Raw genomic sequence first — 23,494 nt, 5'->3', positions numbered from 1 at the left:
TCTATTTAATCATTAATTCACAAATTAGTGACTTTAGTCTTATGCCTCTATTGCTATTGAGTTTGTCGCTTATTATTGGGTTACTTGCACTTATTAATATGCGTCTAGATAACCTCAATATCACCCCTACCCTTAAAGAACAACACAAACTAACAACCCACGGCGTTTATCGATTCATTCGCCACCCTATGTATACCAGTGTGTTATTATTATCTTCAGGCTTATTGCTTAGCAATACTCACCCAATTTCTCAATTGGTGATGCTAATTCTTGTTATTGATTTAATACTTAAATCAAATTTAGAAGAAAGATTACTTAATAAGCGTTTTAAGCAATATAAAAACTATAAAAACAATACAGGCAGGTTTTTACCTTTTTTGTAATCTCTTAAGCAATGTTTCTGCTTTCTTATCACCACCTTTAATGTGCAATAGTCTAATTTTATTGGACACAAAGATAGCCTTATAATACAAACCATAAGGAGGTCAGTAATGACACAATATAAATCAAGAAAACAACGAGTGACTTTTACCGTTGAACATTCTGTTCAATACCCCCTTGAGGGGGGAACACTAGATTATGCCAAACTCATGGTGCATGAGAATTACACCAATAAAAAAATCATGATAATATCAGGAGCTTGCTCCTCAGCAGTTAGCAGATGGAGAAAACAATACCTAGCAGAGCTTGGTGGACAAACACCAGAGTCAGGCAAAGCGCTGACTTCTGAACAACAAACAATACAACTGCTTGAGAAACAACTTTGGCGCGCACAAAGGGACAATGAAATCTTAAAAAAGGCAACAGCCTTGTTCGCTGTGGACAATCACCAAGTGATATGATTATCAAGATAAACAAGGCTTGCCAACAATACAATACTAAAGAATTATGAGCATTACTCAAACTTCCTCGCAGTAGTTATTACTATCAAGTCAAAGATAAGCGAGTAAACAACAACACCAACGCTATGATTAAATTAATCAAACAAACTGCTATTGAAGTTGGATACACCTATGGCAAACGCAGAATGCGAGTAGTTTTGAATAACCAAGGTTATAACATTGGTATTTACCAAACTGCAACGCTAATGAAAAAAGCCAATGTAGTTGCCATACGCCCAAGAAAGCGTCATTATTACCCTAATACTAGATTGATGTTTAAAAAGGCAAAAAACCTATTAAATCGTGTGTTTGAGCAGCAATCAATTAATACGCATTGGGTTGGTGATATTACCTATATCAAAACCTATCAAGGTGGGAGTTATTTAGCCAGTGTGTTGGATTTAGGCTCAAGACAAGTTGTTGGTTGGGCATTGTCAAAACAGCCTAATGCTCAGTTGGCAAAGGATGCGCTTAGTAATGCTGTGTCTAGACACCAGCCCAATACAAATAAACACATGTTCCACTCTGATCAAGGTTGCTCATATTGTCTCGTAGGCTCTCTGTTTTAAGCCTTTGAGTTTTTTGTAGTCTTTAATGGATTTATCCGCCCATGCTTTGGTGATTTCATCGGTTAAAATAGCGTATTCCAAACCCTCTTTCATGCCTCGCTTGCTCCACTCATCAGTGAGCTCTTTGCGCACTTCGATGCTTTTTAGGCGTCGGTTAATCCACGCTTTGGAATAACCTTTTTTAAGATAAGTTGCCATTGCTCTATCAAAAGCCAGCTCTGGATCTTCGGTTTCTGCTATTCTTTCTGCCCCAACTTTGGCTAGCCAAAGTTTAAAGGGTTCGGCTTTTTTAGAAGGGATAGATTGGATTAAACGTAAAAGTTGCTCGGTATCTGCTACATCAGTTAAGCGCATTTTGCCGTCTGCTGCTTTCATTTTCAAACCGTGACAATTTATCACGGTTTGATTGCCTTCTGCCAACAGGCGTTGTTTTAATTTTCGCCAATAGGCTGATGGGTTTGTGCTTTGACTTAAAACTGCCACCACATCAACAATAGAAAAATACCAAAGTTCTTTATCCTCATCCCAGTGGGTTCTGATTTTTTGGTCTTGAAACAGTTGAATTTTGTTTTTTTTATTCATAACAAAGCCTTAACCGTCTCTAAAATAGTGGCGCTTTCTTTATCAAGTTGTGCCATATTTTTTAAAATCTCTTCAGGGTTTCGCAGCGGGGCTTCTTCTAGTGTATTGGGGTTTTTAACGGATAAATCAAAGGTTACTTGGTTAATAATATTTTTTATGTTTACTGTCCATGAGTTTTCACTTTGAGCGTTGGTTTTTTATAATTGGATAAAATCGCTCAAATCTTTTTCATTAAGTGGGTTGGTTTTGCCTAAGTTTCTGTCTAAGTTTAATTGATAAAACCAAGTCTTTTAGGTTGCACTTCCTTTTTTAAAAAAGAGTACTACTGTTTTTTACCCTTGCCCCTGTGAATGTTCCGCCTGGTAAATCTAGAACGGTATGTAAGTTACAAGTACTTAATAATTCTTTGCGTAAGGCAATTGAGGCATTATCAGTGTTGCTTAAAAAGGTGTTTTTAATCACCACGCCAGCACTACCTCCTGCTTTGAGTATTTTAATAAAATGTTGTAAAAACAAACTGGCAGTTTCGCCCGTTTTAATTGGGAAATTTTGTTGTACTCCTGTACTCCTGAGCGCTCTTTACCGCCAAAGGTGGGTTAGCAAGCACTATGTCATAACGTTCTTTTTCTTGAATATCGCTTAAATTTTCAGCCAATGTATTGGTGTGAATAATATTAGGGGCTTCTATCCCATGCAAAATCATATTCATAATGCCGATGATATAAGCGAGGGATTTTTTCTCTTTACCGTAAAAAGTATTTTGTTGCAAAGTAAGGGCTTGTTTCGTGGAAAGACTAGACTGATTAAGGTAATCAAACGCCTCCACTAAAAACCCAGCCGAGCCAACTGCCCCATCGTAAATAGTATTACCTATTTTGGGTGAAACCACTTTAACAATGGTTTTAATAAGTGCTCCAGGGGTGTAATACTCGCCACCATTACGCCCAGCATTGCCCGTGTTTTTAATTTTGCTTTCATACAAATGGCTCATTTCGTGTTTTTCTTGGTGCGTTCTAAAACGCAACCCATCAACAAGCGTTATCACTTCTCATAGGTTGTAACCACTTTGAATGCGATTTTTTAATTCTGATAAAATTTCGCCAATTTTATATTCGATGGTGTTGGCACTTATGGCTTGTGTTTTGAATTTTTTTAAATAAGGAAACAACTGGTTGTTAACAAAATCTAATAAATCATCGCCTGTTAAAGCGTTATGGTCAATATCGCCATTATCAAGTTTTGGTGTTGCCCAAGCTGACCATTGAAATTGGGTGGAAATAATAGATTGACAAGCCTTTCCAGTGAGTTCAGCTACCGTTTGTTTGTCTTGCTCTAAATCGTGCAAATATTTTAAGAATAACACCCATGAGGTTTGTTCAAACATGGCTTGCCACAATATTTATAATAATAATTAAGCCTTATTTTAACCAACATACAAACACAAAATATTAGAAATATGGCATAAAAAAAAATAGGTGAGAATTGATATTCTCTTAGATTTTGATGGTAGTCGCGAGTGAATTCGAATCACCGACCCCTACCATGTCAAGGTAGTGCTCTAACCAGCTGAGCTACGCGACTAAAAGAAGTGGCTATTATACTTAAAAACAACCTTTGATAATTGTTTGAATATCTTGTGCTGCTTGGTACGGGCTAGTGGCATTTTTAATCGGGCGACCAACGACAATATAGTCTGATCCTGAGTTAAATGCAGTTGCCACATCAACCACGCGTTTTTGATCATCATCATTAGCTACGGGGCGAATGCCCGGGGTAACAGCGATTAATTTGTTATCAACATATTCACGTAAAAATGGCACTTCAAGTCCTGAAGATACTACGCCATCACAGCCTGCTTCAAAAGCACGTTTGGTACGAGAAATAACCAATTCTTGCACATCGCAATCAAAGCCTAAATCATCCAAATCACCTCTATCAAGACTGGTGAGTACGGTTACTGCTAAGATTTTAAGTTCGCCTTTATTTTCAGCGGCTTTTTCCATAAGCGCTTGATTGCCGTGAATGGTAGCAAAAGTAGCGCCATATTGGCTTAAACGCTTAATGGTTCTACCGACAGTCTCTGGCACATCAAAAAACTTCAAATCTACAAAGACTTTCTTGTCTTTTTCTAATAACCAATCAAGCAAGTTAAAGTATTGACCTGTCATTAATAGCTCCATGCCAATTTTATAAAAATTAACACTGTCATCTAGTTGGATGACTAAGTCCTTAGCTTGTTCAACTTCTGGCACATCTAGGGCAAAAATAAGCCTATCTTTAACTTTAATATCTTTCATGTAATTTTGAAATAAATACTACGTAAAAAAATACCTGAATTATACTGTGATTTAAATTACGAAAATTTGTAAAACATAAGCCTACTTAAAGAAACATCTACCCAACACCTAGCTAATAAGAGCGGATAAAAAATAATGCAAAGAGTTCAATAGATAGTCACATTGTGGATAATAATCACATTGCCTTCGTAGCTCAGCTGGATAGAGCAGCCGCCTCCTAAGCGGCAGGTCATGCGTTCAAATCGCGTCGAGGGCACCATTAAAATATAGCAAAACTAACACGAAAGTTCTAGCAATAGCACTAGGAACTATATGCTCTATTAGGTTGCTATTGATTTCAATTGTGGCAAATTTAATTGGTATTATCATTGGCGTGATTTAGGCATTTTTTTAACGTAACCATTGGTGGCTTTATGATTACTTGGCTGTATAACCAACTGGCTAAATAGACAGGTATAATTAGAATTTTTTCTGAGATTATTATGCATCAAGGTCAATGCTTGTGTGGGTCGGTACAATTTAAGCTACATCAAAAAATTACCGATATTGTCATGTGCCATTGTTCTGAATGTCGAAAAGTTCAAGGTACAGCATTTGCAACAAATGGCAATGTAAAAAATGAAAACTTTGAGTTTATAAATGGTGAAAACAACTTAACTGAATTTAAAGAAAATGCCAACAAAAGTCGATTTTTTTGCAAAACTTGTGGCTCGCCCATTATGGCAAAGCTAAAAAACAATCCAGACCACACAAGAATTAGACTAGGCACAATTACGAATGATATTAAAGAACCTCTTGAGAAGCATATTTTCACAGACTCAAAAGCAAACTGGGATAATATTTGTGACACTGTTACTCAACACAAGGAGTGGTAAATGAGTGGTAATACGATTGGAAAATTATTCACAATCACCACAGCAGGTGAATCTCATGGCGAGGCATTAATTGGCATTGTAGATGGTTGTCCACCAGGACTGGCGCTTACTGAGGCTGATTTACAAGGTGATTTAGACCTTAGAAAGCCAGGCACTTCTCGCCATACCACCCAACGCTGTGAAGAGGATTTAGTGAAAATATTATCTGGCACATTTGAAGGAAAAACCACAGGCACACCAATTGCACTCATCATTCAAAATACCGACCAACGTTCTAAAGACTATAGCAATATTAAAGACACCTTTCGTCCTGGTCATGCTGATTACACCTATGATCAAAAATACGGCTTTAGAGATTATCGTGGTGGTGGACGCTCTTCTGCAAGAGAAACTGCTATGCGCGTTGCTTGTGGTGGCATTGCTAAGAAATATTTAAAACAAGAGTACGGTATTGAAATTAAAGGCTATTTATCTCAATTGGGCCCTATTAAGGCTGAAAATTTTGATTGGCTTGAAGTGCACAATAATCCATTTTTCTGCCCTGATGCTAGCAAAGTTAAGGCATTAGAAGAATATATGGACGCTTTGCGAAAATCAGGCGATTCGGTAGGTGCTAGAATTAACATCACAGCAAATAATATGCCTGTCGGGTTGGGGGAGCCAATTTTTGATCGATTAGAAGCAGATATTGCCCACGGCATGATGAGTATTAATGCCGTAAAAGGTGTTGAAATTGGCGTCGGATTTGAAGCAGTCACCCAAAAAGGTACTGAACATCGTGACGCTATTACCCTAGTAGGTTTTAAGTCAAATCATGCCGGTGGTGTTTTAGGTGGGATTAGCTCAGGTCAAGATATTTTAGTGTCTATTGCACTAAAGCCAACTTCAAGCTTGCGCCTGCCAATTGAAAGTATTGATAAAAATGGAAAGCCCGTTGAAGTAGTTACTAAAGGTCGTCATGACCCTTGCGTGGGTATTCGTGCAGCGCCTATTGCTGAAGCCATGTTGGCAATAACCATTATGGACCACGTCATGCGTCACCGAGCTCAAAACTCAAATGTTGCATCAATCACGCCTATTATTCCAGCCTCAATGTAGATTTATTCACCCAAACTCAAAATAAGGAACACATGTTTTCATTGATTAATAAATACGCCCCAATAATGTTAAAAATGATTTTTTATCAGGCCTAACCGTGGCACTTGCCTTAGTACCAGAGACAGTGGTTTTGCACTGGTTACTCAGGTTCACCCTTTGGTGGGTTTGTATGCTGCCTTCATGGTTGGCATGATTACTACAAAACTCAGCCAACAATCTTTATCGTCAAGCCAGCATCAACCAGCAACGCGCCAATGAGTATCGTGCTAAAGCCATACTGCAATAGTCTAATTTTATTGGACACAAAGATAGCCTTATAATACAAACCATAAGGAGGTCAGTAATGACACAATATAAATCAAGAAAACAACGAGTGACTTTTACCGTTGAACATTCTGTTCAATACCCCCTTGAGGGGGAAACACTAGATTATGCCAAACTCATGGTGCATGAGAATTACACCAATAAAAAAAATCATGATAATATCAGGAGCTTGCTCCTCAGCAGTTAGCAGATGGAGAAAACAATACCTAGCAGAGCTTGGTGGACAAACACCAGAGTCAGGCAAAGCGCTGACTTCTGAACAACAAACAATACAACTGCTTGAGAAACAACTTTGGCGCGCACAAAGGGACAATGAAATCTTAAAAAAGGCAACAGCCTTGTTCGCTGTGGACAATCACCAAGTGATATGATTATCAAGATAAACAAGGCTTGCCAACAATACAATACTAAAGAATTATGAGCATTACTCAAACTTCCTCGCAGTAGTTATTACTATCAAGTCAAAGATAAGCGAGTAAACAACAACACCAACGCTATGATTAAATTAATCAAACAAACTGCTATTGAAGTTGGATACACCTATGGCAAACGCAGAATGCGAGTAGTTTTGAATAACCAAGGTTATAACATTGGTATTTACCAAACTGCAACGCTAATGAAAAAAGCCAATGTAGTTGCCATACGCCCAAGAAAGCGTCATTATTACCCTAATACTAGATTGATGTTTAAAAAGGCAAAAAACCTATTAAATCGTGTGTTTGAGCAGCAATCAATTAATACGCATTGGGTTGGTGATATTACCTATATCAAAACCTATCAAGGTGGGAGTTATTTAGCCAGTGTGTTGGATTTAGGCTCAAGACAAGTTGTTGGTTGGGCATTGTCAAAACAGCCTAATGCTCAGTTGGCAAAGGATGCGCTTAGTAATGCTGGTGTCTAGACACCAGCCCAATACAAATAAACACATGTTCCACTCTGATCAAGGGACTCAATACTCTTCTAAAGTTTTTATTGATTATTGCAACAAGAACAACATTACTCAAAGCATGAGCAGGCGAGGTAATTGTTGGGATAATGCGGTCATGGAGCGTTTCTTTAGAAGTCTGAAGACTGAGAGATTAAATTATCAAAGTTTTGCAAATCATAGTGAAGTCGTGCAAAATGTAGAGGGTTATATCTACTTGTATAATTACAAAAGGATTCATTCAGCGATTGGGTATTTAACACCTGCTCAAAAGATGGCTGAATTGAAAAAAGCGGCTTGAAATGTGTCCAAGTAGGTTAGAGCATTGCAGTTCATCATGGTTTAGGCAAGGTAAGATACCTTGGTTTAGAAAGAAATAAAACCAGGGCTCAGTTAATTGCCATGAGTCACAACTTGAAAGACTGGCATGAATATATTCAAACGAATGCAAAGCCTGAGGGGTTGTTGTGTTTAAAGGTTGGAATGGTGTAAAAAATAAGAAAAATAAATGCTAAAAGCATCTATTTAAAAGGTGGTTTGTTAGATTTTTATGCAAAGATGAGAAAATCTGGTAAATTTTTTAGAAAAAATAAAAAGAATGGAATTTTGGAGAGGGAATTATGAATTACGCAAAGGTCTCTCTTTATAAAACTCCTAAGTTTAATAATTTTAATATTATTGTTGGTTTTTCAAATAATTCGAAAGATGATATTTCACCATTTTAATCCTTAAATTAAAAATGCAGTTTATTAGCAAACAAGACATTAATCATCAATTAAATAAGCATCATTACAGTCAAAAAACGGTTCTTATTTATCAATCTTGAATTTTGCGTTTTGTAAAATATCATCATCTTGAAAATGCCCAATTTAACTTAAGTCACATTGAAAAATATTTGACTCATTTGCTTAATAAAAAAAATTAAAAGTATCCACTCACAATCAAGCACTAAATTCAATTTTATTTTTTTATCAAAAGATATCAAAAATTAGCATTAAAAAAGATTTAATCTCAACATTAAGAGTTAACCACACACAAAACTTACCTGATATTCCCTCTAAAGAACAAGCAGAATCAGTCATTTTCCAACTAAAAGGCACTTATCAACTTATTGCCTACTTATTGTATGGTTGCGGTTTAAGATCAAGCGAGGCGCTTGATCTTAAAATCAAAAGCATTAATTTTGACACCAATCAACTCACCATTTCTAACCCTAAATATTTTAGAGTTTTATCTATACCCACTAAAATTATTAGCCATCTAAACTGCCAAATCGAATTGGTTAAAAAGCAATTTAAAAAAGATGTAAAAAGTAAATATTTTCACCGAATCAGGCAAAATAAGTGTTATTTATTTCCAATGAAGCAATTATGCAACAACATAGATGGACTGCTAATTAGATTGCCCATTATTAGCAACACGCTTAATTACAACCTTTCTTTGGCAGCAAAAAAGACAAAAAATAACCGTTAAGATCAGCACACAAACATTCAGGCACTCTTATGCAGTACATTTATTACAAAATCAAGTTGGCCTTAAAACTGTACAAAAACTTTTAGGTCACGAATACATAGGCTCTACTTTGATTTACTCACATGCTGCACAAAAAGAAAGCTCTAATAAGCCATTATCACCACTAGACATGATTTAATAATTGCATATTTGAACAGAGATAACATAAAATAAGGCAATCGTCATTCATGATTTTTTCCACTTTGGATTTAGCTAAACGCACACAAGCCAGTCAAAAAGTCACCCTTGCGGGTGCTGTTGTTGATTTTTTATTAGCGGTATTTAAAATTATTGCAGGTTTTATTGGCAATTCTGGCGCTTTAATTGCAGATGGTGTGCACTCGTTTTCTGATTTATTGTCTGATGGCTTGGTTTTATATGCCACCAAGCATTCAGCTCTTGATGCTGATGAGGAGCACCCTTATGGGCATAAGCGCTTTGAAACAGTTGCCACGCTAGGTCTTGCAGTTATTTTAGCTATTGTTGGCTTGGGTGTTATCTTTGATGCTATGACTAGACTAGCCAACCCTGCTTCGCTTTCACATAGTGCTCTACTTTTAAGCATTGCCGCTTTGTCAATTTTTTCTAAAGAGACTTTATATTGGTATACCTTAAAGGTGGCTAATGCTTATAAATCTGACTTATTAAAAGCCAATGCTTGGCATCACCGCTCAGATGCATTGTCTTCAATTGTGGTATTGATTGGTATTTTTGGCAGTTTAAATGGCTATCCATATTTAGATAGCATTGCGGCTATTGTTGTGGGTTTGATGGTTATCTATATTGCTTGGGAATTAGGTTTAGATGCAACCAAAGAACTGGTAGACACCTCCATTGACGCACAACAAGTGACACAATTAAAACACGCACTAGGACAAATTAGTGGCGTTAATAGTGTTCATTCCCTACGCACTCGCAAAATTGGGCACACCATTTCTTGTGATGTACATGTGCAGGTTGATCCATTTTTAAGTGTTAGCGAGGGGCATATTATTAGTGTTAGTGTTGAGCGTGTGGCTAAAAAATGCTTAAAAGATTTAAGTGATGTAACCGTGCATATTGACGTAGAAGATGATGAAATTAATACACCTTACGAGGCTTTGCCAGAACGCGCGCAAGCATTGGGAATTTTGACTAAAGCCTTATTTAATAACAAGTGCGATGGTAAAATTAACCGTATTCAGTTGCACTATTTAGAAGGTAAAATTCATGTAGATTTTTATCTACCACTTAAATGCCTCCAGTCTGATAATAGTGCCGATAAAATACTAGAAAAATTACAAGAAACTGTTAGCAAGCTTAAGGGTTTTGGCAAAATTAAGGTTTATTTTAGCCAAGATTAAAGACAATGATAAGCATGGCAAATAGCACCTGCTAGTGCATCTGCTGCATCTGCCTGAGGTGCTTTGTTAAGTTTTAATAACTCCTGCACCATAAATGACACTTGCTCTTTAGCGGCGTGCCCCTTCCCAACAACAGTTTTTTTGATTTGATTAGGACTGTACTCAACCATCAGTCTATGATTTGAACCTGCCGCTGAAATAATAGCGCCTCGCGCATGCCCAAGCTTAATTGCTGCATCAGGATTTGGACGATCAGGACGCATAAAAGCACGCTCAATCACCACAACATCAGGCTGATATTTCTGAATAATTTGCTCGATTTCTACAAAAATAGTCGTAATGCGCTCAGGCAACGTACCTTGAGTACGGATACAGCCACTAGATAAATAATTAAATTTAAGCTTATTGGCTTCAATTAAGCCAAAGCCTGTTATTCTTGATCCGGGATCAACCCCTAAAATTTTCATAAAAATATTTTATCAAAAGCTTGGGCTTTGCTCAACGCATATTACACCCTTATGATATACTTTTAAGTTTTAAGGGTTAATCAAATGGCAGTATTAGAATTAAACCAAAGTAATTTTGACGAAACCATTCAAAATAACGATATTGTTGTGTTGGATTTTTGGGCGCCATGGTGTGGTCCTTGTAAGCAATTTGCACCTACTTATGATGAAGTCTCTGACAAAGTAAATGATGTTATTTTTGCCAAAGTAAACACTGAAGATGAACAAGAACTGGCAGGTAATTTTCAAATCCGCTCTATTCCTACTTTGATGATTTTTAGAGAGCAAGTTGCAATCTTTTCTCAACCAGGTGCAATGTCAGGCACTGACCTGGAAGCTGTTATTGACAAAGCCAAAGCACTTGATATGGATAAAGTACGTAAAGAAATTAAAGAGCAAAATAATAGTTAGCACAACTCTAAATAAGATTTTTCGCTAAATCCAACCATAATATCATTATTCGTTACCAATACTGGACGTTTGATAAGTGTTGGATTTTTTAATACCAATTCTAAAGTAATATTATCTTTTTCTTCATCATTTAAGTTTCGATAAGTAATAGAACGCTTGTTGATTAGTTTTTCCCAAGTGAGCTTATCTACAAATGTTTGCAGTTTAGTTTTATCAATCGGATTATCACGAAAATCAATAAATTCAAAATCAACTTGATGATTAATTAAGAATTTTTGTGCTTTTTTAATGGTATCGCAGTTTTTAATACCATACATTTTAATCATTGAATTACCTCGTTATAAAACTCTAAAATTTCTTTATTTTCATCATCAACAATAATACGTAAACCCTTGGTTGGATAATACCAATACGACACACCCTGACTAGCTAGCTCTACTCTACTAGGCTCACCAAATAGATTAACAATCACTTCTTTTGATAAATCTGCTTTAGGTATAAAGGTTAATGACCTAATCTTTAAATCAAACATTAACGCTTCAGCAGTTAAATTAAACATTGTTTTTCTAACGCCTGAAGGCATAACCATTGATTCTTTAATGTTGTTATGCAAACGCTCAATGCGTTTTTGATCAAGTATTAAATTTAAAACAATACCAGCACCAATGCCACCTACTTTAGTACTGGAAAAAAACGCTTCTAGCTCTGGCACTTTACCCTTACTTTCAAACAAAGAAGCCTCAACCTCAGAGCCGAATAAATGCATTGCATCGGTAAGATTACTACTACCCATGGTTAAATTAAACGCAACTGTATTGCCTTGATTATTGATAAAACTTTGCCATGGCATGGATTGGTTTTGTGGCATTTGCATGTCGCGAGTCAGCAGGTAAAACAGTATAAATATTGCCACTGCTGCTAGTAACACTATTGATATTATTTTGCTTTCTTTCATAAATTATCGCTTAAATGGAGGTTTGTTAGCTTTAGAGCGCAGCCAGTTGAGTGTTTTAAAAGTCGGCTGGTGATTGATTAATTTAAGCTCTAATTGTCGCTTGCCTGGAAATTCCATTAAAAACAAACCTAATAAAATTGATATCAATCCTTGACCTGGCGTTACCAGCATAATAATACCGGCAACCAGCAATATAAAACCAATCAGTGTTTTAAGTATCAATTTGATTAGGCCAAAGGGCTTGTTTATTTTTAATTGTTTTTCTGGGTTTTTTAGAAAATAATTGGATGGAATTAATCCTAATAAATAAGGCATTAATAATAAACTAATGACAAAGACCACGCCAGAAACGATACCAATCATCATTAGCACGTCTTCAAATTGACTTAAAAGTGCCATGATGTCATCTAACATGATAATAAAAATGTCACAGGTCCATCATTAGTTAAAAATACTTGCATATCAGCACCAAAAACACCACTGGCAACCTTATGATAATCAACCCTCATTTGGGTCAAAAAATAATCAAACAACACTTTGGCTTGTTCTGGTGGTTTGGCAGTAGAAAAACCAGCTCTTGTGCCTGAGTTGGTATCAGCTGCTAAGGTAAATTGAGAAACAACCAATACGCCGCCCAATACCTCTTTAACTGATAAATTCATTTTATCTTGCTTATCAGAAAATACTCGATAAGTCAATAACTTCTTAATCATTTTATCAACTTGTGGTTTTTCGTCTGCTTTCTCAAACCCTAAAAAAACCAGAATCCCTTGCTTAATTTCGCCTGTAACCTCGCCATCTACTTCAACTTTGGCATTAGAAACACGCTGGATTAAGGCTTTCATTATTTTGACAAATATGAGAAATCAGCAATAGAGCTAAATGAGCCATTCACTGCCATGAGCAAACCAACTCTTTTCTCTCTAAGCTCTAAATCATCATCAAGTACCATAACATTATCAAAAAAATCATCAATAGCAGGTTTTAATTCTAAAAGAGCATCCATGATAAATAAATAATTTTGTCCATTTATCTTCATTTTTTTATTAAATTCTGTGTGTGCATTTAAAAGATTTGTATCAAATTTATTGATAAATTCTATATCTTCACCAACTCTAGCTATAGATAGTTTAGGTTTAATCATATATCCACCATCAGCCGTATCTTTAGAACTAATATCTTTAAATAATATATTGCTAATGCGTTTGTAAGCTTCAACCAAGCTTTTTAAATTTTCATTTTGCACAAAATTGTGCAAAGCTTGAATGCGTAAGTGCAAGTCATACACACGATTTTTGTTACTCTTAGATCTATTCTGAGCTGCTTTTACAACTGATTTATCAATGCCTTTATCTTGATAATAAGCACTTAAACGCTCAGATATAAAATTATTAATTTCATCTATAATACCTTCTTTAAATTTGTCTTTTTCGTATAATTTAGCTGATTTGTCAATCAAATCAAATAAGTCCAAGTCTAATTCTGACTCAATTATCATCCGCAATAAGCCCAACCCTGCTCGCTTGAGCGCATAAGGGTCTTTTGAACCAGTGGGTTTATGTCCAATACCGTAAATACCCACAATACTATCAACTTTATCGGCAATTGCAACACATAAACCCTCTTTTGTAGAGGGCAATGTATCGCCTGAAAATCTTGGATGGTAATGCTCACTGATAGCACTTGCAACTACCAGATCTTCGCCATCATTAAGGGCGTAATACCCACCCATCACTCCTTGTAGGTCAGCAAACTCACCCACCATATCAGTGATTAAATCCGTTTTCGATAGTAGCCCTGCGCGTTTACTGTGTTTTGTATTTGCACCAATAATATCAGCAATGTCGCCCGATAATATTTTAATGCGTCTGGCCTTCTCTCCCATTGAACCAAGTCCATCCATGAATAACACGCTATCTAATTTTGGAATTCTAGATTTTAAAGTAGTTGATTTATCTTGCTCCCAGAAAAACTCTGAATCAGCCAAACGTGGACGAATTACACGCTCATTACCATCAATAATAACTGATAAATCACTAGATTCAATGTTGGCAACTGAAATAAATGCTGGTATCAAATTGCCATCCGTATCTAGCATATGAAAATACTTTTGATGCAACTTCATTGCAGAAATAAGTGCCTCTTCCGGCACATCTAAGAATTTAGACGAAAAACTACCCGAGAATGCACGTGGATATTCAACCAATGCACAAACTTCATCAAGCAAAGATTCATCAATAACTGCTGTGGCGTTGTTATTTTTCGCCACCTGAATCACTTGCTTTCGAATCATTTCTTTGCGTGTATTGAAGTCAACTTCAATTTGCGCTTTTTCAAGAAGGGTTTTTTGATAATCTTTGGCACAAGTAATATCAAATATGCGTTCACCCGTAAAACGCAAACCTCTGGTTGTATTGCCAGAAATCAGACCCATAATTGAAGCTGGTACAATATCAGAACCTAGTATCATAATCAGCCAATGCGTTGGGCGTACAAAATATGTATCTAAATTGCTCCAACGCATAGGCTTGGCAATAGGGATATTTTGAATAGCAATATCAACAATAGATTCAAGTAAATCTATTGTTTTTAGGCCTTTTTGTTGCTTGGTAAAAAAATAATATTGCGCCTTGCTAAATGCTTTTTGCGCTAATGCATTCTTAATCACACCACAAGATTTAGCAAAACCTTCAATAGCTTGGTCAGGTGCACTAATTGATGGACCTTTACGCTCAATAGTTTGATCGTTTTGTTGCAGTTGAAGATTGCTAACTAATACTGCTAAACGACGAGGCGTGGCAAAAGACTCAACGCTTGAATAAGACAATTTAAGTTTATCAAGTTCAGTGGTTAAATTGTGCGTAAGTGCATTGGATAATTGCTGCAAGCGTTTTGGTGGAAGTTCTTCACATCCGAGCTCTAATAAAAAATCTTGTGCATTCATAAGGGTTTGTGAGTATGTTTGACTTAAATAACTTGAAATCTTAGCTTGCCAGCCAATAAATCAATCATTACCCGATGTGCATATAATTTGCTTGGCACAGTATCAAATCGCTTATAAATACCAGCAATGGAGATTAATTGCGCATTGAAAGACTGAATAAAAATAGTGGCTTTTTCATCACCATTAATGCCAGCAAACAAAGACCCTTGCGCTTCTTTGTAAGCTGAAATATTGCCAAATGACATAATTTCAGCACCCGATTTAACGTCATTCAAAAGAACCAAGTTGCTGTCTTTTGCAATAACTTGTTCAAATGAATTCACTTCATCAGCCACAACTTTAGGCGCTTGATAGACTTTATTCTGGTGTGAATTTGGCGTGGTTTTAGTTGTTTTTTCTTGGCTTGACTTGGTTTTTTTGGGCTTGATCGGCTTACCAAATACAGCCATACCAGAAAACTTAGCAAAATCAATCAACTCTTGCTTGTCTGAGCGAATTCCTACTACCACCATATCATTTTGCGTCAAAATTTCAACCAACACTGCCAATTCATTTGCAGATAAGTTTTTATCTTCAATTTGAAGAATAACAGGTGCATGCTGAAATTTTTGTCCATTATCACAACTCAAAGTACTAATTTCTTGTGCCAATGTATCGGTATCATTGGCGTGTACTTTGAGTGTATAAAGTGTCTCAGTTTGAGCCTTAATCTCAATTTTATTCAATTTTTCCACCCTTGTGTGCAATCCAAAAAATGCCAAACGCGCAGCATACCAGTATCGCCACTTAACATAAGTTCCAGTGGTGTTTTATGCTTAAAATTTTTAACTGAACGCTTAAGCCAAATTGCCCCATATTCTTTATTGGTTGGAAAAGTTGTACCCAAAGACTCACTAATTCCTAAAATCATTTCAGTGCGTTTTGCTAATTGCTCATCAAAATCAAACGACTTATCTGAACGCCTGTATAGGTACAAATGTCTAGGCTTAATAAGCCCGTCTAAGCCTAATAATTTAAGTTGCTCAACATCTTCTAAATGCCAATTTTCTAAGATTTGAGACAACTGAAAAGTAAGCTTTGACTGAGTCTTGTCATCTAACTTGGAAATATCCATTAATTGACCTTAAAGTGAAACAAGACTTGCGCATCAAATACACTCTTATCAGGCGCATCTGGTAATGGCGACGCTTTATAAACAGCGCGCTCAATTGAGTCTTTAAATGATTGCGCCTTAGCACTATTATCAACATTACAAGATTTAAGATTGACGCTTTTTACCTGCCCATTCAAATCTTGCAAAATTTCAACGTCACAACCCCAACTATCTTTCGCGCTTTGATAACGCCACTTTTCTTTTATTCTTGAGGCAATTTGATTGATATAGTTAAGCTTTAGTTCATTTAAAATATCCTCTTGAGCCAGTTGTCTATCCTGGTCTTCTTCAGCCTGAATCTCTTTTTTCAATGAACGATTATCTTGTTCTTTTTTGAATTTTTTAGCTTCAACTTGACGTAACTTTTCAATTGCTTGTTTTTTCTTTTCAGCTTCAAGGGCTTTTTTCTCAGCCAATTTCTTTTTCTTTAAGGCTTGCTTACTTTTACTCTCGGCCTCTTTTCTTTTTCTTTCAGCAGTGGTTTTGGCTTTTTTCTCTTGTTTAACTTTTGCTTTGAGTTTTTTCAAATGCTGCTGTTCTTTGTAACGCTCATTCTCAACTTTTTTTTCTGCGCGTTGTAACGCTTCAAGGCGCTTTTCTCGCTTTTGCTTAATATTGATTAATCGTTGTTTTTCTTTTTTAATTTCAGTTAAATCAATCGTCACTGCTTTAGGTGTCACGCTTGATTTGGCAGTCTGTTTTGGAATTTCCCAACGTTGAACATTTGAAAATAACAAGCCAATAACCAACCCAACATGAAGCACAATTGCCACCCAAAAAGCAAAAGGGTGTTGCCTGGCAATTTTAGGCAGTTTAATTCTTTTTAAAAAATCAATGTTCATTATTTTGCACCTGGGGATTCAGTCACAATACCAATCTTATCAACCCCATTTTTTTGTAAAAAAGACATCAAAGATACAACAGAGCCGTAAGCCACTTGTTTATCACCACGAACAAACACTTTCATTTGTGGATAGATTTCAAGCCGAGCACTAACGCGCCCTGCAATAATACCTAATGGCAATTTTTCACCTTTGGCAACATCAGAATTATCCTCATTAAGTGAATTGATGAAATATTTACCTTGCTTATCAATGGTAATGATTGTAGGCTGTTGTTGCGTGAAATCTACCATTTTTGCCTCAGCGGAAGGTAAATCAACCTCAATACCTTGCTCAATAATAGGCGTGGTCATCATAAAAATTACCAACAGCACTAACATCACATCAATATATGGCACAATATTAATTTGTGCATCTATGACAGGTCTGTGGCGTTTTGGTAATTCAATCATGGTCTATTTTTGTCTTTGGAACATAACAAACAATTGCTCAACAAAGGCTGTATATTTATTGTTAATTGACCCCACTTGGGAAATTAAACGATTGTAGGCAATGGTAGCAGGAATAGCAGCAAACAAGCCAAATGCCGTTGCAATAAGTGCCTCGGCAATACCAGGAGCAACAATAGCGATGGTTGCTTGCTTAACTGATGCCAAGCCAATAAACGAGTGCATAATTCCCCAAACCGTACCAAATAAGCCAATATACGGGCTGGACGAGGCAATCATAGCTAGAATGCTCAAGCCGCTATCTAAGCGGTCAACTTCGTTATTAGCTGTAGTATTCATAACGCGATAAGCGCGCTCAGCATCTATTATTAATGCCTGGTTAGAATTTGAGATAGTGTAAGTAAGCTCTTGATAGCCTGTGCTAAAAATACGTTCCATTGAACTTTGATTAGTGGCTTTTTGAAGTGTTTGGTGTGCTAATTTTTCTAAATCAACATTAGCTGAAAATTTTTGATGAAATAATTTAATATCCTTGTTAGTATCAATCAGGATTTTCTTTTTTGACAAGATAAGTGTCCAAGAATAAATGCTCATCAATACCAAAATAAACATCATCACTTGCACCACAAAACCGGCACTAAGAATTAAGCTAAAAATTGATAAACTGTTATCCATTTATTTTCTCCAAAATTGCACTGGGAATAACGCAAGATTTAAAACTAATTGCATCCAAACAAGCCACGGTTATTTGTGCTTTAAATAATACCTTATTTTGCTCTAAGCCCATTATTTTTTGTGAAAAAACTAGACTGGCGTGCCATGATTTTTCTATTTCGGTATGAACGGTTAATAAATCATTAAATTTGGCTGGAAACAAATACTCGGCACTTAGTGATTTAACAGCAAAAATAATTGCTTGATGATGCATTAATTGATCTTGCTCAAAGCCTAATCTCGTAAAAATTCACTACGCCCTCTTTCAATAAATTTAAGATAATTAGCATAATAAACCACACCGCCACTGTCGGTGTCCTCGTAATAAATACGAATGTTTAATGCACTCATTGATTAAATAGATCATTCGCTTTTGAGCTATTAGCCAAGCCTAAATGTGCATAAGCCAAGTCTGTAGCGCTACGCCCACGTGGCGTACGCATAATAAAACCTTGTTGAATCAAATACGGCTCTACCATATCTTCTAAGGTGCCACGTTCTTCGCTAATAGCAGTTGCCAGTGTGTCCAAGCCTACAGGACCGCCAGAAAATTTATTCATCATAATAGAAAGATAATCACGGTCTAATTGCTCAAGCCCTACCTCATCTACTTTAAGTGTTGTTAGTGCTTCTTTGGCAATGGCTTGATGAATTATACTATTGGTCTTGATATCAGCAAAATCACGAACGCGACGCAATAAACGATTGGCAATTCTAGGCGTGCCACGAGAGCGCTTGGCAATTTCTAGCGCACCTTTTGATTCAATTTGAATGCCTAAAATACCCGCCGAACGCTCAACAATGGTTTTTAAATCTTTAACATTGTAAAACTGCAAACGTTGGACAATGCCAAAACGGTCTCTAAGTGGTGAGGTTAGCATGCCAGCACGAGTAGTAGCACCAATTAACGTAAAAGGTGGTAGTTCAAGCTGCACAGAATGCGCAGCCACACCTTCGCCCACCATAATATCTAATTTAAAATCTTCTAAAGCCGGGTAGAGGATTTCCTCAACCACAGGATTAAGACGATGAATTTCATCGATAAATAAAATATCATACGGTTCAAGTTTAGTCAAAATTGCTGCCAAATCTCCTGAACGCTCCAATACCGGACCAGAGGTTTGCTTAATACCTGTAGACATTTGATTAGCAATCACATTTGCCAATGTGGTTTTACCCAAACCAGGAGGACCATAAATTAAACAGTGATCTAGTGCATCCTTGCGTTTTTTTGCCGCTTTAATAAACAATGCCATTTGTGACTTAACATCGTCTTGCCCAATATAACTCTCTAAAGAATCTGGACGCACTGAAGTCATCACCAAGTCTTCATTACCTTGGTCTTGCCCGCCTACTAAAGAGTCTTCTTCTATCATGCTAAATTACTTAATTTTTTATGCTATTTTAACTGATTAACTTCATTAATCAGTAGTTTGATTTTGATGGGCTTGCTCAGATGATTAAAACGAATCACTTTTGGATATTGAATGCCGTCAATCAATTGATAACGACTAATTTCAATCTGCCAATGGTGGTGGGTGCTATTTATCTCATTTTTAAACAATATCTTTGCCAAAATATCAATAGGCAAGTACCATCCCATCTCACTCATCATCCATTGATTAAAAGTTAGATTGATTAACCCATCATTAACCAACAGCTTTTGCTGATTAAACTCAATCAAAATTTGACCAAAGCCAAAAGCTGTGCTTAATATAAGTTTATAGTCATGATGGTCAAAACTCACCTCAAAGTCTGATGTTTTTGTATCACTATTAACACTTACACTTAACCTACCATATACTTCCCAAACACTCGGCAAAATTTGTTGATGTGCTAACTTTGTAGGCTGAGTGTTAAGTGTTGAGCAGCCTGATAAAAACAAAGCAAAACACGTCATTATTATTCGTTTCATATAAGCCGCTCATTGTAGCGTGAAACTTGTCCTTTGGGTATAATTAAACGTTTATTTGAGTTATCTTTGCTAAATTTATGTCGCGAATTGCAATTTTAAGTGTTAATCACCAGCTCGCGCCTGTTGAAGTGCGAGAAAAAGCTGCTTTTGCACCAGATAAATTAACTCAAGCACTTAATAATCTTCATCATATTGACGGTATTGATGCCTGCATTATTCTTTCTACTTGTAATCGCGTAGAAATTTACATCGCTTCTAATCATAAAAACCCTAAAGAGCTGTTGAGTGATTATCTTGCCAAAACACACAATATTAAACGCGGTACAATCGATGCTTACTTAAATTATTTTGAAGACAATGAAGCGCTTACACACTTGTGCAACGTCGCTACAGGTCTTGATTCATTAGTACTGGGCGAACCACAAATTCTAGGCCAATTAAAAGATGCCTACCACATAGCAAAAGAAGCCAAAACCCTGAATAAGCTATTAGAAAAGCTATTCCAACATGCATTTTCAACTGCTAAGAAAGTACGTACCGATACTCAAATCGGTGCTTCACCCGTCTCAATTGCCTATTGTGCAGTTAAACTTAGTGAAAAGATTTTTGAGCAGTTATCCGAACAAACTGTTTTACTCATCGGCGCAGGAGAGATGATTGAACTATGTGCACAATATCTTAACCAGAAAGGAGTTAAGAAGATGATTGTTGCCAATAGAACCATTGAAAATGCACAAAAAATTGCCCATTTATATCAGGCACAATCTGTCAGTTTAAAACAATTTTCATCCATTGTGTACAAAGCAGATATTATCATTTCTTCAACAGCAGCTTCAGTGCCCATTATCGGTAAAGGCTTAATTGAAAGTGCTTTAAAAAAGCGCAAACACAAACCAATATTTATGCTTGATATCGCCATTCCTAGGGATATTGAGCCTGAGGTGAGTCAATTAGATGATGTGTATTTATACACCATTGATGATTTAGAACAAGTGGTTAATGATAATATTGGCAATAGAGAAAAAGAAAAAGGCTTGGCACAAGAAATCATCATTAAACAAAATCAAGTCTTTAATCAGTGGCTGAATACTATGCCTAATGAGCAAATGGTACAATCTTACCAGTTTGGTGCAAACTCAATTAAAGACGAACTATTAGAAAAAGCCATCGAACAACTAAAAAATGGTGCTGATTCTGAAGATATTATTCGCAAGCTTGCTGATCAATTAGTCAACAAACTATTACATTTACCCTTTAAAAATATCAAACAAACTTCCATTGAAAATTTATCCCAATGTGAAGGTTGTATACCGCCTATTAAAAAATAATGAATGCATCTATCCTTGCCAAATTAGAGCGACTGTCAATGCGCCTTGAAGAAGTGGGTGCTATATTATCTGACCCAGAAGTTGCCAGTGACGTTAAAAAATTCACAAAGCTGTCTATTGAACATGCTCAATTAACCCCAGTTAATCAACAATTTCAGGCCTACCTATCACATCAGAAAAATTTAGAAGATGCGCAATTAATACTACTTGAAGACGACATGGATATAAAAGCCATGGCCAAAGAGGAAATACTTGATGCTAAAAAAAATTTAGACCATCTTGATTTAGAGCTTAAAAAATCTCTCTTGCCAAAAGATCCTAACGATTCTCGAAACATTATCATTGAAATTAGAGCAGGCACAGGTGGCGATGAGGCTAGTATTTTTTCAGGCGATTTGTTTAAAATGTACAGTCGTTACACCGAAAAGCAAAAATGGCAAATAGAAGTCATGAGTGCCAGCCTTGGCGAGCATGGCGGCTTTAAAGAAATTATTGCCCGCATTAGCGGGGTGGATGTTTACTCAAAATTAAAATTTGAATCTGGTGCGCACCGCGTACAACGTGTACCAGAAACTGAAAGTCAAGGTCGAGTACACACTTCGGCATGTACAGTTGCCATCATGCCTGAGGTTGAAAATATTGAAGAAGTTAATATTAATATGAGTGATGTTCGTGTTGATACCTTTAGAGCCAGTGGCGCAGGTGGCCAACATGTTAATAAAACTGATTCTGCTGTACGCGTAACACATCTCCCAACTGGTACCGTGGTTGAATGCCAAGATGGTCGCTCGCAACATAAAAATAAAGCTCAAGCTTTGTCAGTATTGGCATCACGCATTCTTGATGTACAACAACAAGAACAGCACAAACAACAAGCATCAACTCGCAAGGAATTGATAGGTAGTGGCGACCGTTCACAGCGCATTCGTACCTATAATTATCCTCAAGATCGTATTACCGACCACCGCATCAACCTAACCTTATATAAACTTTCAGAAATTATGGAAGGTGATTTAAGTGCAATTATTGAGCCATTAATCGTTGAGCAACAAACCAATCAATTAACAGAATTGAATGATGATCTAAGCTGATCTTTTATACACGAGTTGTGATAATATAAACAATCCACCCAACGCAATCACAATTGCCGGTCCTGTGGCTAAATCATAAACTATTGAAACACTAAGACCAATACCAACTGCAACCATAGAAACAATAACTGACTGAAATACCATACCACTAGGGGTATTAGAAAATACTCTGGCAATAGCTGGTGGAATAATCAGCAAAGAAGTAATCAAAAGCACACCCACAATTTGCACTGAAACAGAAACAGCTAATGCGATCATCAACATAAATAACAACTGATAAAAATCTCGATTAAGCCCTTGTGCAACTGCCAACTCTTCATTTAAGGTTAATAATAATAAACGCTGCCAAAAAATAATGAGCAGTGAGCCAAGTATCATTAAAATGACATACACCCAAACAATATCAGCATTCGTAATAGACAAAATATCGCCAAATAAGAGTGAAAAATAATCCGTATTAGCATTGCCGATAAAACTTAAAACAACAATACCTAATGACAAGGCAATGTGTGAAAAAATACCCAAAATAGCATCATTAGATAAAAATTGTCTTCGCTGCAAAATGACAATAAGTATTGCAAATATCACACCCACTATCACTAGACCAAGATGAATACCTAAGCCACTAGCAAGCCCTAAAGACACACCCAAAAGTGCTGAATGCGAAATAGATTCTGAAAAATAACTCATGCGCTTCCAAATAACAAAACAGCCTAATGAACCTGCAATAATTGAAATACCAATAGCCGCTAGAACGGCTCTAAAAATAAAATCCTGCAC

Annotated in this window: 26 protein-coding genes, 2 tRNA genes and 5 pseudogenes; 14 read left to right on the top strand and 19 right to left on the bottom strand. The window is 36.5% G+C overall.

From position 1 onward, the window contains the following. The first annotated feature begins 56 nt into the window (after window positions 1-56). The 3 genes and pseudogenes from CVFO_RS01420 to CVFO_RS01410 form a co-directional block, all read left to right on the top strand. Window positions 57-383, top strand: a complete 327-nt coding sequence (locus CVFO_RS01420) for a methyltransferase family protein (protein WP_245394590.1) — start codon at window positions 57-59, stop codon at window positions 381-383. A gap of 108 nt (window positions 384-491) precedes the next feature. After that, on the top strand, window positions 492-842 hold the full coding sequence (locus tag CVFO_RS01415; RefSeq protein WP_201338890.1) for a transposase: 351 nt from the start codon (window positions 492-494) through the stop codon (window positions 840-842). Between the two features lie 125 nt (window positions 843-967). Further along, window positions 968-1,369 (top strand): annotated as a pseudogene (locus CVFO_RS01410) (DDE-type integrase/transposase/recombinase); the annotation flags it as partial. Window positions 1,370-1,409: 40 nt separating this feature from the next. On the opposite strand, the pseudogene CVFO_RS01405 reads toward CVFO_RS01410, so the two are convergent. The 4 genes and pseudogenes from CVFO_RS01405 to pyrF form a co-directional block, all read right to left on the bottom strand. Continuing rightward, window positions 1,410-2,032: pseudogene (locus CVFO_RS01405) on the bottom strand (BRO-N domain-containing protein); the annotation flags it as partial. Beyond that, window positions 2,029-3,410, bottom strand: a pseudogene (locus CVFO_RS09085) (class I SAM-dependent DNA methyltransferase); the annotation flags it as partial. The pseudogenes CVFO_RS09085 and CVFO_RS01405, both read right to left, overlap by 4 nt. 126 nt (window positions 3,411-3,536) lie before the next feature. Then, window positions 3,537-3,613, bottom strand: a tRNA-Val gene (locus CVFO_RS01395). Between the two features lie 20 nt (window positions 3,614-3,633). Further along, complete coding sequence (gene pyrF, locus CVFO_RS01390) at window positions 3,634-4,329, bottom strand: orotidine-5'-phosphate decarboxylase (RefSeq protein WP_201339812.1); 696 nt, start codon at window positions 4,327-4,329, stop codon at window positions 3,634-3,636. A 182-nt stretch (window positions 4,330-4,511) separates the two neighbouring features. Here pyrF and CVFO_RS01385 point away from each other — a divergent pair. The 8 genes and pseudogenes from CVFO_RS01385 (at window position 4,512) to CVFO_RS01355 (ending at window position 10,406) form a co-directional block, all read left to right on the top strand. After that, window positions 4,512-4,588, top strand: a tRNA-Arg gene (locus tag CVFO_RS01385). Between the two features lie 223 nt (window positions 4,589-4,811). Beyond that, a complete protein-coding gene (locus tag CVFO_RS01380; protein WP_201339811.1) occupies window positions 4,812-5,204 on the top strand; it encodes a GFA family protein in 393 nt (130 codons plus the stop codon). Continuing rightward, the gene (gene aroC / locus CVFO_RS01375) at window positions 5,205-6,302 is read left to right on the top strand and encodes a chorismate synthase (protein WP_201339810.1); all 1,098 of its coding nucleotides are present in this window, start codon (window positions 5,205-5,207) and stop codon (window positions 6,300-6,302) included. 32 nt (window positions 6,303-6,334) lie between these two features. Continuing rightward, window positions 6,335-6,503 (top strand): annotated as a pseudogene (locus tag CVFO_RS08715) (SulP family inorganic anion transporter); the annotation flags it as partial. Between the two features lie 241 nt (window positions 6,504-6,744). Beyond that, window positions 6,745-7,852 (top strand): annotated as a pseudogene (locus tag CVFO_RS01370) (IS3 family transposase). An 821-nt stretch (window positions 7,853-8,673) separates the two neighbouring features. After that, window positions 8,674-9,024 carry a site-specific integrase gene (locus CVFO_RS01365; RefSeq protein WP_201339809.1) on the top strand — a complete coding sequence of 117 codons (351 nt, stop codon included), beginning with the start codon at window positions 8,674-8,676 and terminating at the stop codon, window positions 9,022-9,024. Further along, entirely contained in the window at window positions 8,978-9,202 is a 225-nt protein-coding gene (locus tag CVFO_RS09370) for a tyrosine-type recombinase/integrase (RefSeq protein WP_201340370.1), read from the top strand. Before CVFO_RS01365 ends, CVFO_RS09370 begins: the two co-directional genes overlap by 47 nt. A 49-nt stretch (window positions 9,203-9,251) precedes the next feature. Beyond that, the gene (locus tag CVFO_RS01355) at window positions 9,252-10,406 is read left to right on the top strand and encodes a cation diffusion facilitator family transporter (protein WP_201339808.1); all 1,155 of its coding nucleotides are present in this window, start codon (window positions 9,252-9,254) and stop codon (window positions 10,404-10,406) included. On the opposite strand, the gene ruvC is transcribed toward CVFO_RS01355, so the two are convergent. After that, on the bottom strand, window positions 10,403-10,873 hold the full coding sequence (gene ruvC / locus CVFO_RS01350) for a crossover junction endodeoxyribonuclease RuvC (RefSeq protein WP_201339807.1): 471 nt from the start codon (window positions 10,871-10,873) through the stop codon (window positions 10,403-10,405). The genes CVFO_RS01355 and ruvC overlap by 4 nt on opposite strands. Window positions 10,874-10,957: 84 nt before the next feature. On the opposite strand from ruvC, the gene trxA reads away from it, so the two are divergent. Further along, the gene (gene trxA / locus CVFO_RS01345; protein ID WP_201339806.1) at window positions 10,958-11,323 is read left to right on the top strand and encodes a thioredoxin; all 366 of its coding nucleotides are present in this window, start codon (window positions 10,958-10,960) and stop codon (window positions 11,321-11,323) included. On the opposite strand, the gene CVFO_RS01340 is transcribed toward trxA, so the two are convergent. From CVFO_RS01340 to CVFO_RS01280, 13 genes are all read right to left on the bottom strand, one after another. Next, window positions 11,320-11,649: a Spx/MgsR family RNA polymerase-binding regulatory protein gene (locus CVFO_RS01340; protein WP_201339805.1), complete on the bottom strand. Its 330-nt coding sequence runs from the start codon at window positions 11,647-11,649 to the stop codon at window positions 11,320-11,322. The genes trxA and CVFO_RS01340 overlap by 4 nt on opposite strands. Continuing rightward, window positions 11,646-12,278, bottom strand: coding sequence for a hypothetical protein (locus tag CVFO_RS01335; protein WP_201339804.1), 633 nt, complete (start codon window positions 12,276-12,278; stop codon window positions 11,646-11,648). Before CVFO_RS01335 ends, CVFO_RS01340 begins: the two co-directional genes overlap by 4 nt. Before the next feature lie 3 nt (window positions 12,279-12,281). After that, a complete protein-coding gene (locus CVFO_RS01330; RefSeq protein ID WP_225879293.1) occupies window positions 12,282-12,677 on the bottom strand; it encodes a PGPGW domain-containing protein in 396 nt (131 codons plus the stop codon). Between the two features lie 8 nt (window positions 12,678-12,685). Continuing rightward, entirely contained in the window at window positions 12,686-13,123 is a 438-nt protein-coding gene (dtd, locus tag CVFO_RS01325) for a D-aminoacyl-tRNA deacylase (RefSeq protein ID WP_201339802.1), read from the bottom strand. Then, on the bottom strand, window positions 13,123-15,222 hold the full coding sequence (gene glyS / locus CVFO_RS01320; RefSeq protein ID WP_201339801.1) for a glycine--tRNA ligase subunit beta: 2,100 nt from the start codon (window positions 15,220-15,222) through the stop codon (window positions 13,123-13,125). The genes dtd and glyS overlap by 1 nt, the downstream gene beginning before the upstream one ends. 23 nt (window positions 15,223-15,245) lie before the next feature. Next, a complete protein-coding gene (gene minC, locus CVFO_RS01315) occupies window positions 15,246-15,947 on the bottom strand; it encodes a septum site-determining protein MinC (RefSeq protein ID WP_201339800.1) in 702 nt (233 codons plus the stop codon). Beyond that, window positions 15,944-16,336 carry an antitoxin Xre/MbcA/ParS toxin-binding domain-containing protein gene (locus CVFO_RS01310; protein WP_201339799.1) on the bottom strand — a complete coding sequence of 131 codons (393 nt, stop codon included), beginning with the start codon at window positions 16,334-16,336 and terminating at the stop codon, window positions 15,944-15,946. The genes minC and CVFO_RS01310 overlap by 4 nt, the downstream gene beginning before the upstream one ends. Beyond that, window positions 16,336-17,217, bottom strand: a complete 882-nt coding sequence (tolA, locus tag CVFO_RS01305; protein ID WP_201339798.1) for a cell envelope integrity protein TolA — start codon at window positions 17,215-17,217, stop codon at window positions 16,336-16,338. Before tolA ends, CVFO_RS01310 begins: the two co-directional genes overlap by 1 nt. Continuing rightward, window positions 17,217-17,669 (bottom strand): protein TolR, encoded by a 453-nt coding sequence (gene tolR / locus CVFO_RS01300; RefSeq protein ID WP_201339797.1) that lies wholly within the window; start codon window positions 17,667-17,669, stop codon window positions 17,217-17,219. Before tolR ends, tolA begins: the two co-directional genes overlap by 1 nt. 3 nt (window positions 17,670-17,672) lie before the next feature. Next, complete coding sequence (gene tolQ / locus CVFO_RS01295; RefSeq protein ID WP_201339796.1) at window positions 17,673-18,341, bottom strand: protein TolQ; 669 nt, start codon at window positions 18,339-18,341, stop codon at window positions 17,673-17,675. Then, window positions 18,334-18,594 carry an acyl-CoA thioesterase gene (locus CVFO_RS01290; RefSeq protein ID WP_342591024.1) on the bottom strand — a complete coding sequence of 87 codons (261 nt, stop codon included), beginning with the start codon at window positions 18,592-18,594 and terminating at the stop codon, window positions 18,334-18,336. Before CVFO_RS01290 ends, tolQ begins: the two co-directional genes overlap by 8 nt. Window positions 18,595-18,727: 133 nt before the next feature. Further along, window positions 18,728-19,756, bottom strand: a complete 1,029-nt coding sequence (ruvB, locus tag CVFO_RS01285; RefSeq protein WP_201339795.1) for a Holliday junction branch migration DNA helicase RuvB — start codon at window positions 19,754-19,756, stop codon at window positions 18,728-18,730. A 23-nt stretch (window positions 19,757-19,779) separates the two neighbouring features. Further along, a complete protein-coding gene (locus CVFO_RS01280) occupies window positions 19,780-20,295 on the bottom strand; it encodes a LolA-like protein (RefSeq protein ID WP_201339794.1) in 516 nt (171 codons plus the stop codon). A 77-nt stretch (window positions 20,296-20,372) separates the two neighbouring features. Here CVFO_RS01280 and hemA point away from each other — a divergent pair, with 77 nt between their 5' ends. Both hemA and prfA read left to right on the top strand, forming a co-directional pair. Beyond that, window positions 20,373-21,623: a glutamyl-tRNA reductase gene (gene hemA, locus CVFO_RS01275; protein ID WP_201339793.1), complete on the top strand. Its 1,251-nt coding sequence runs from the start codon at window positions 20,373-20,375 to the stop codon at window positions 21,621-21,623. Further along, window positions 21,623-22,714 carry a peptide chain release factor 1 gene (prfA, locus tag CVFO_RS01270; RefSeq protein WP_201339792.1) on the top strand — a complete coding sequence of 364 codons (1,092 nt, stop codon included), beginning with the start codon at window positions 21,623-21,625 and terminating at the stop codon, window positions 22,712-22,714. Before hemA ends, prfA begins: the two co-directional genes overlap by 1 nt. On the opposite strand, the gene CVFO_RS01265 is transcribed toward prfA, so the two are convergent. Next, on the bottom strand, window positions 22,706-23,494 hold the full coding sequence (locus tag CVFO_RS01265; RefSeq protein WP_201339791.1) for a metal ABC transporter permease: 789 nt from the start codon (window positions 23,492-23,494) through the stop codon (window positions 22,706-22,708). The two genes, prfA and CVFO_RS01265, sit on opposite strands and share 9 nt — an antisense overlap.

It is taken from the genome of Isorropodon fossajaponicum endosymbiont JTNG4, assembly GCF_016592615.1.
Taxonomy (GTDB): Bacteria; Pseudomonadota; Gammaproteobacteria; order PS1; family Pseudothioglobaceae; genus Ruthia.
This window is presented reverse-complemented; position numbering and strand designations above follow the sequence as displayed.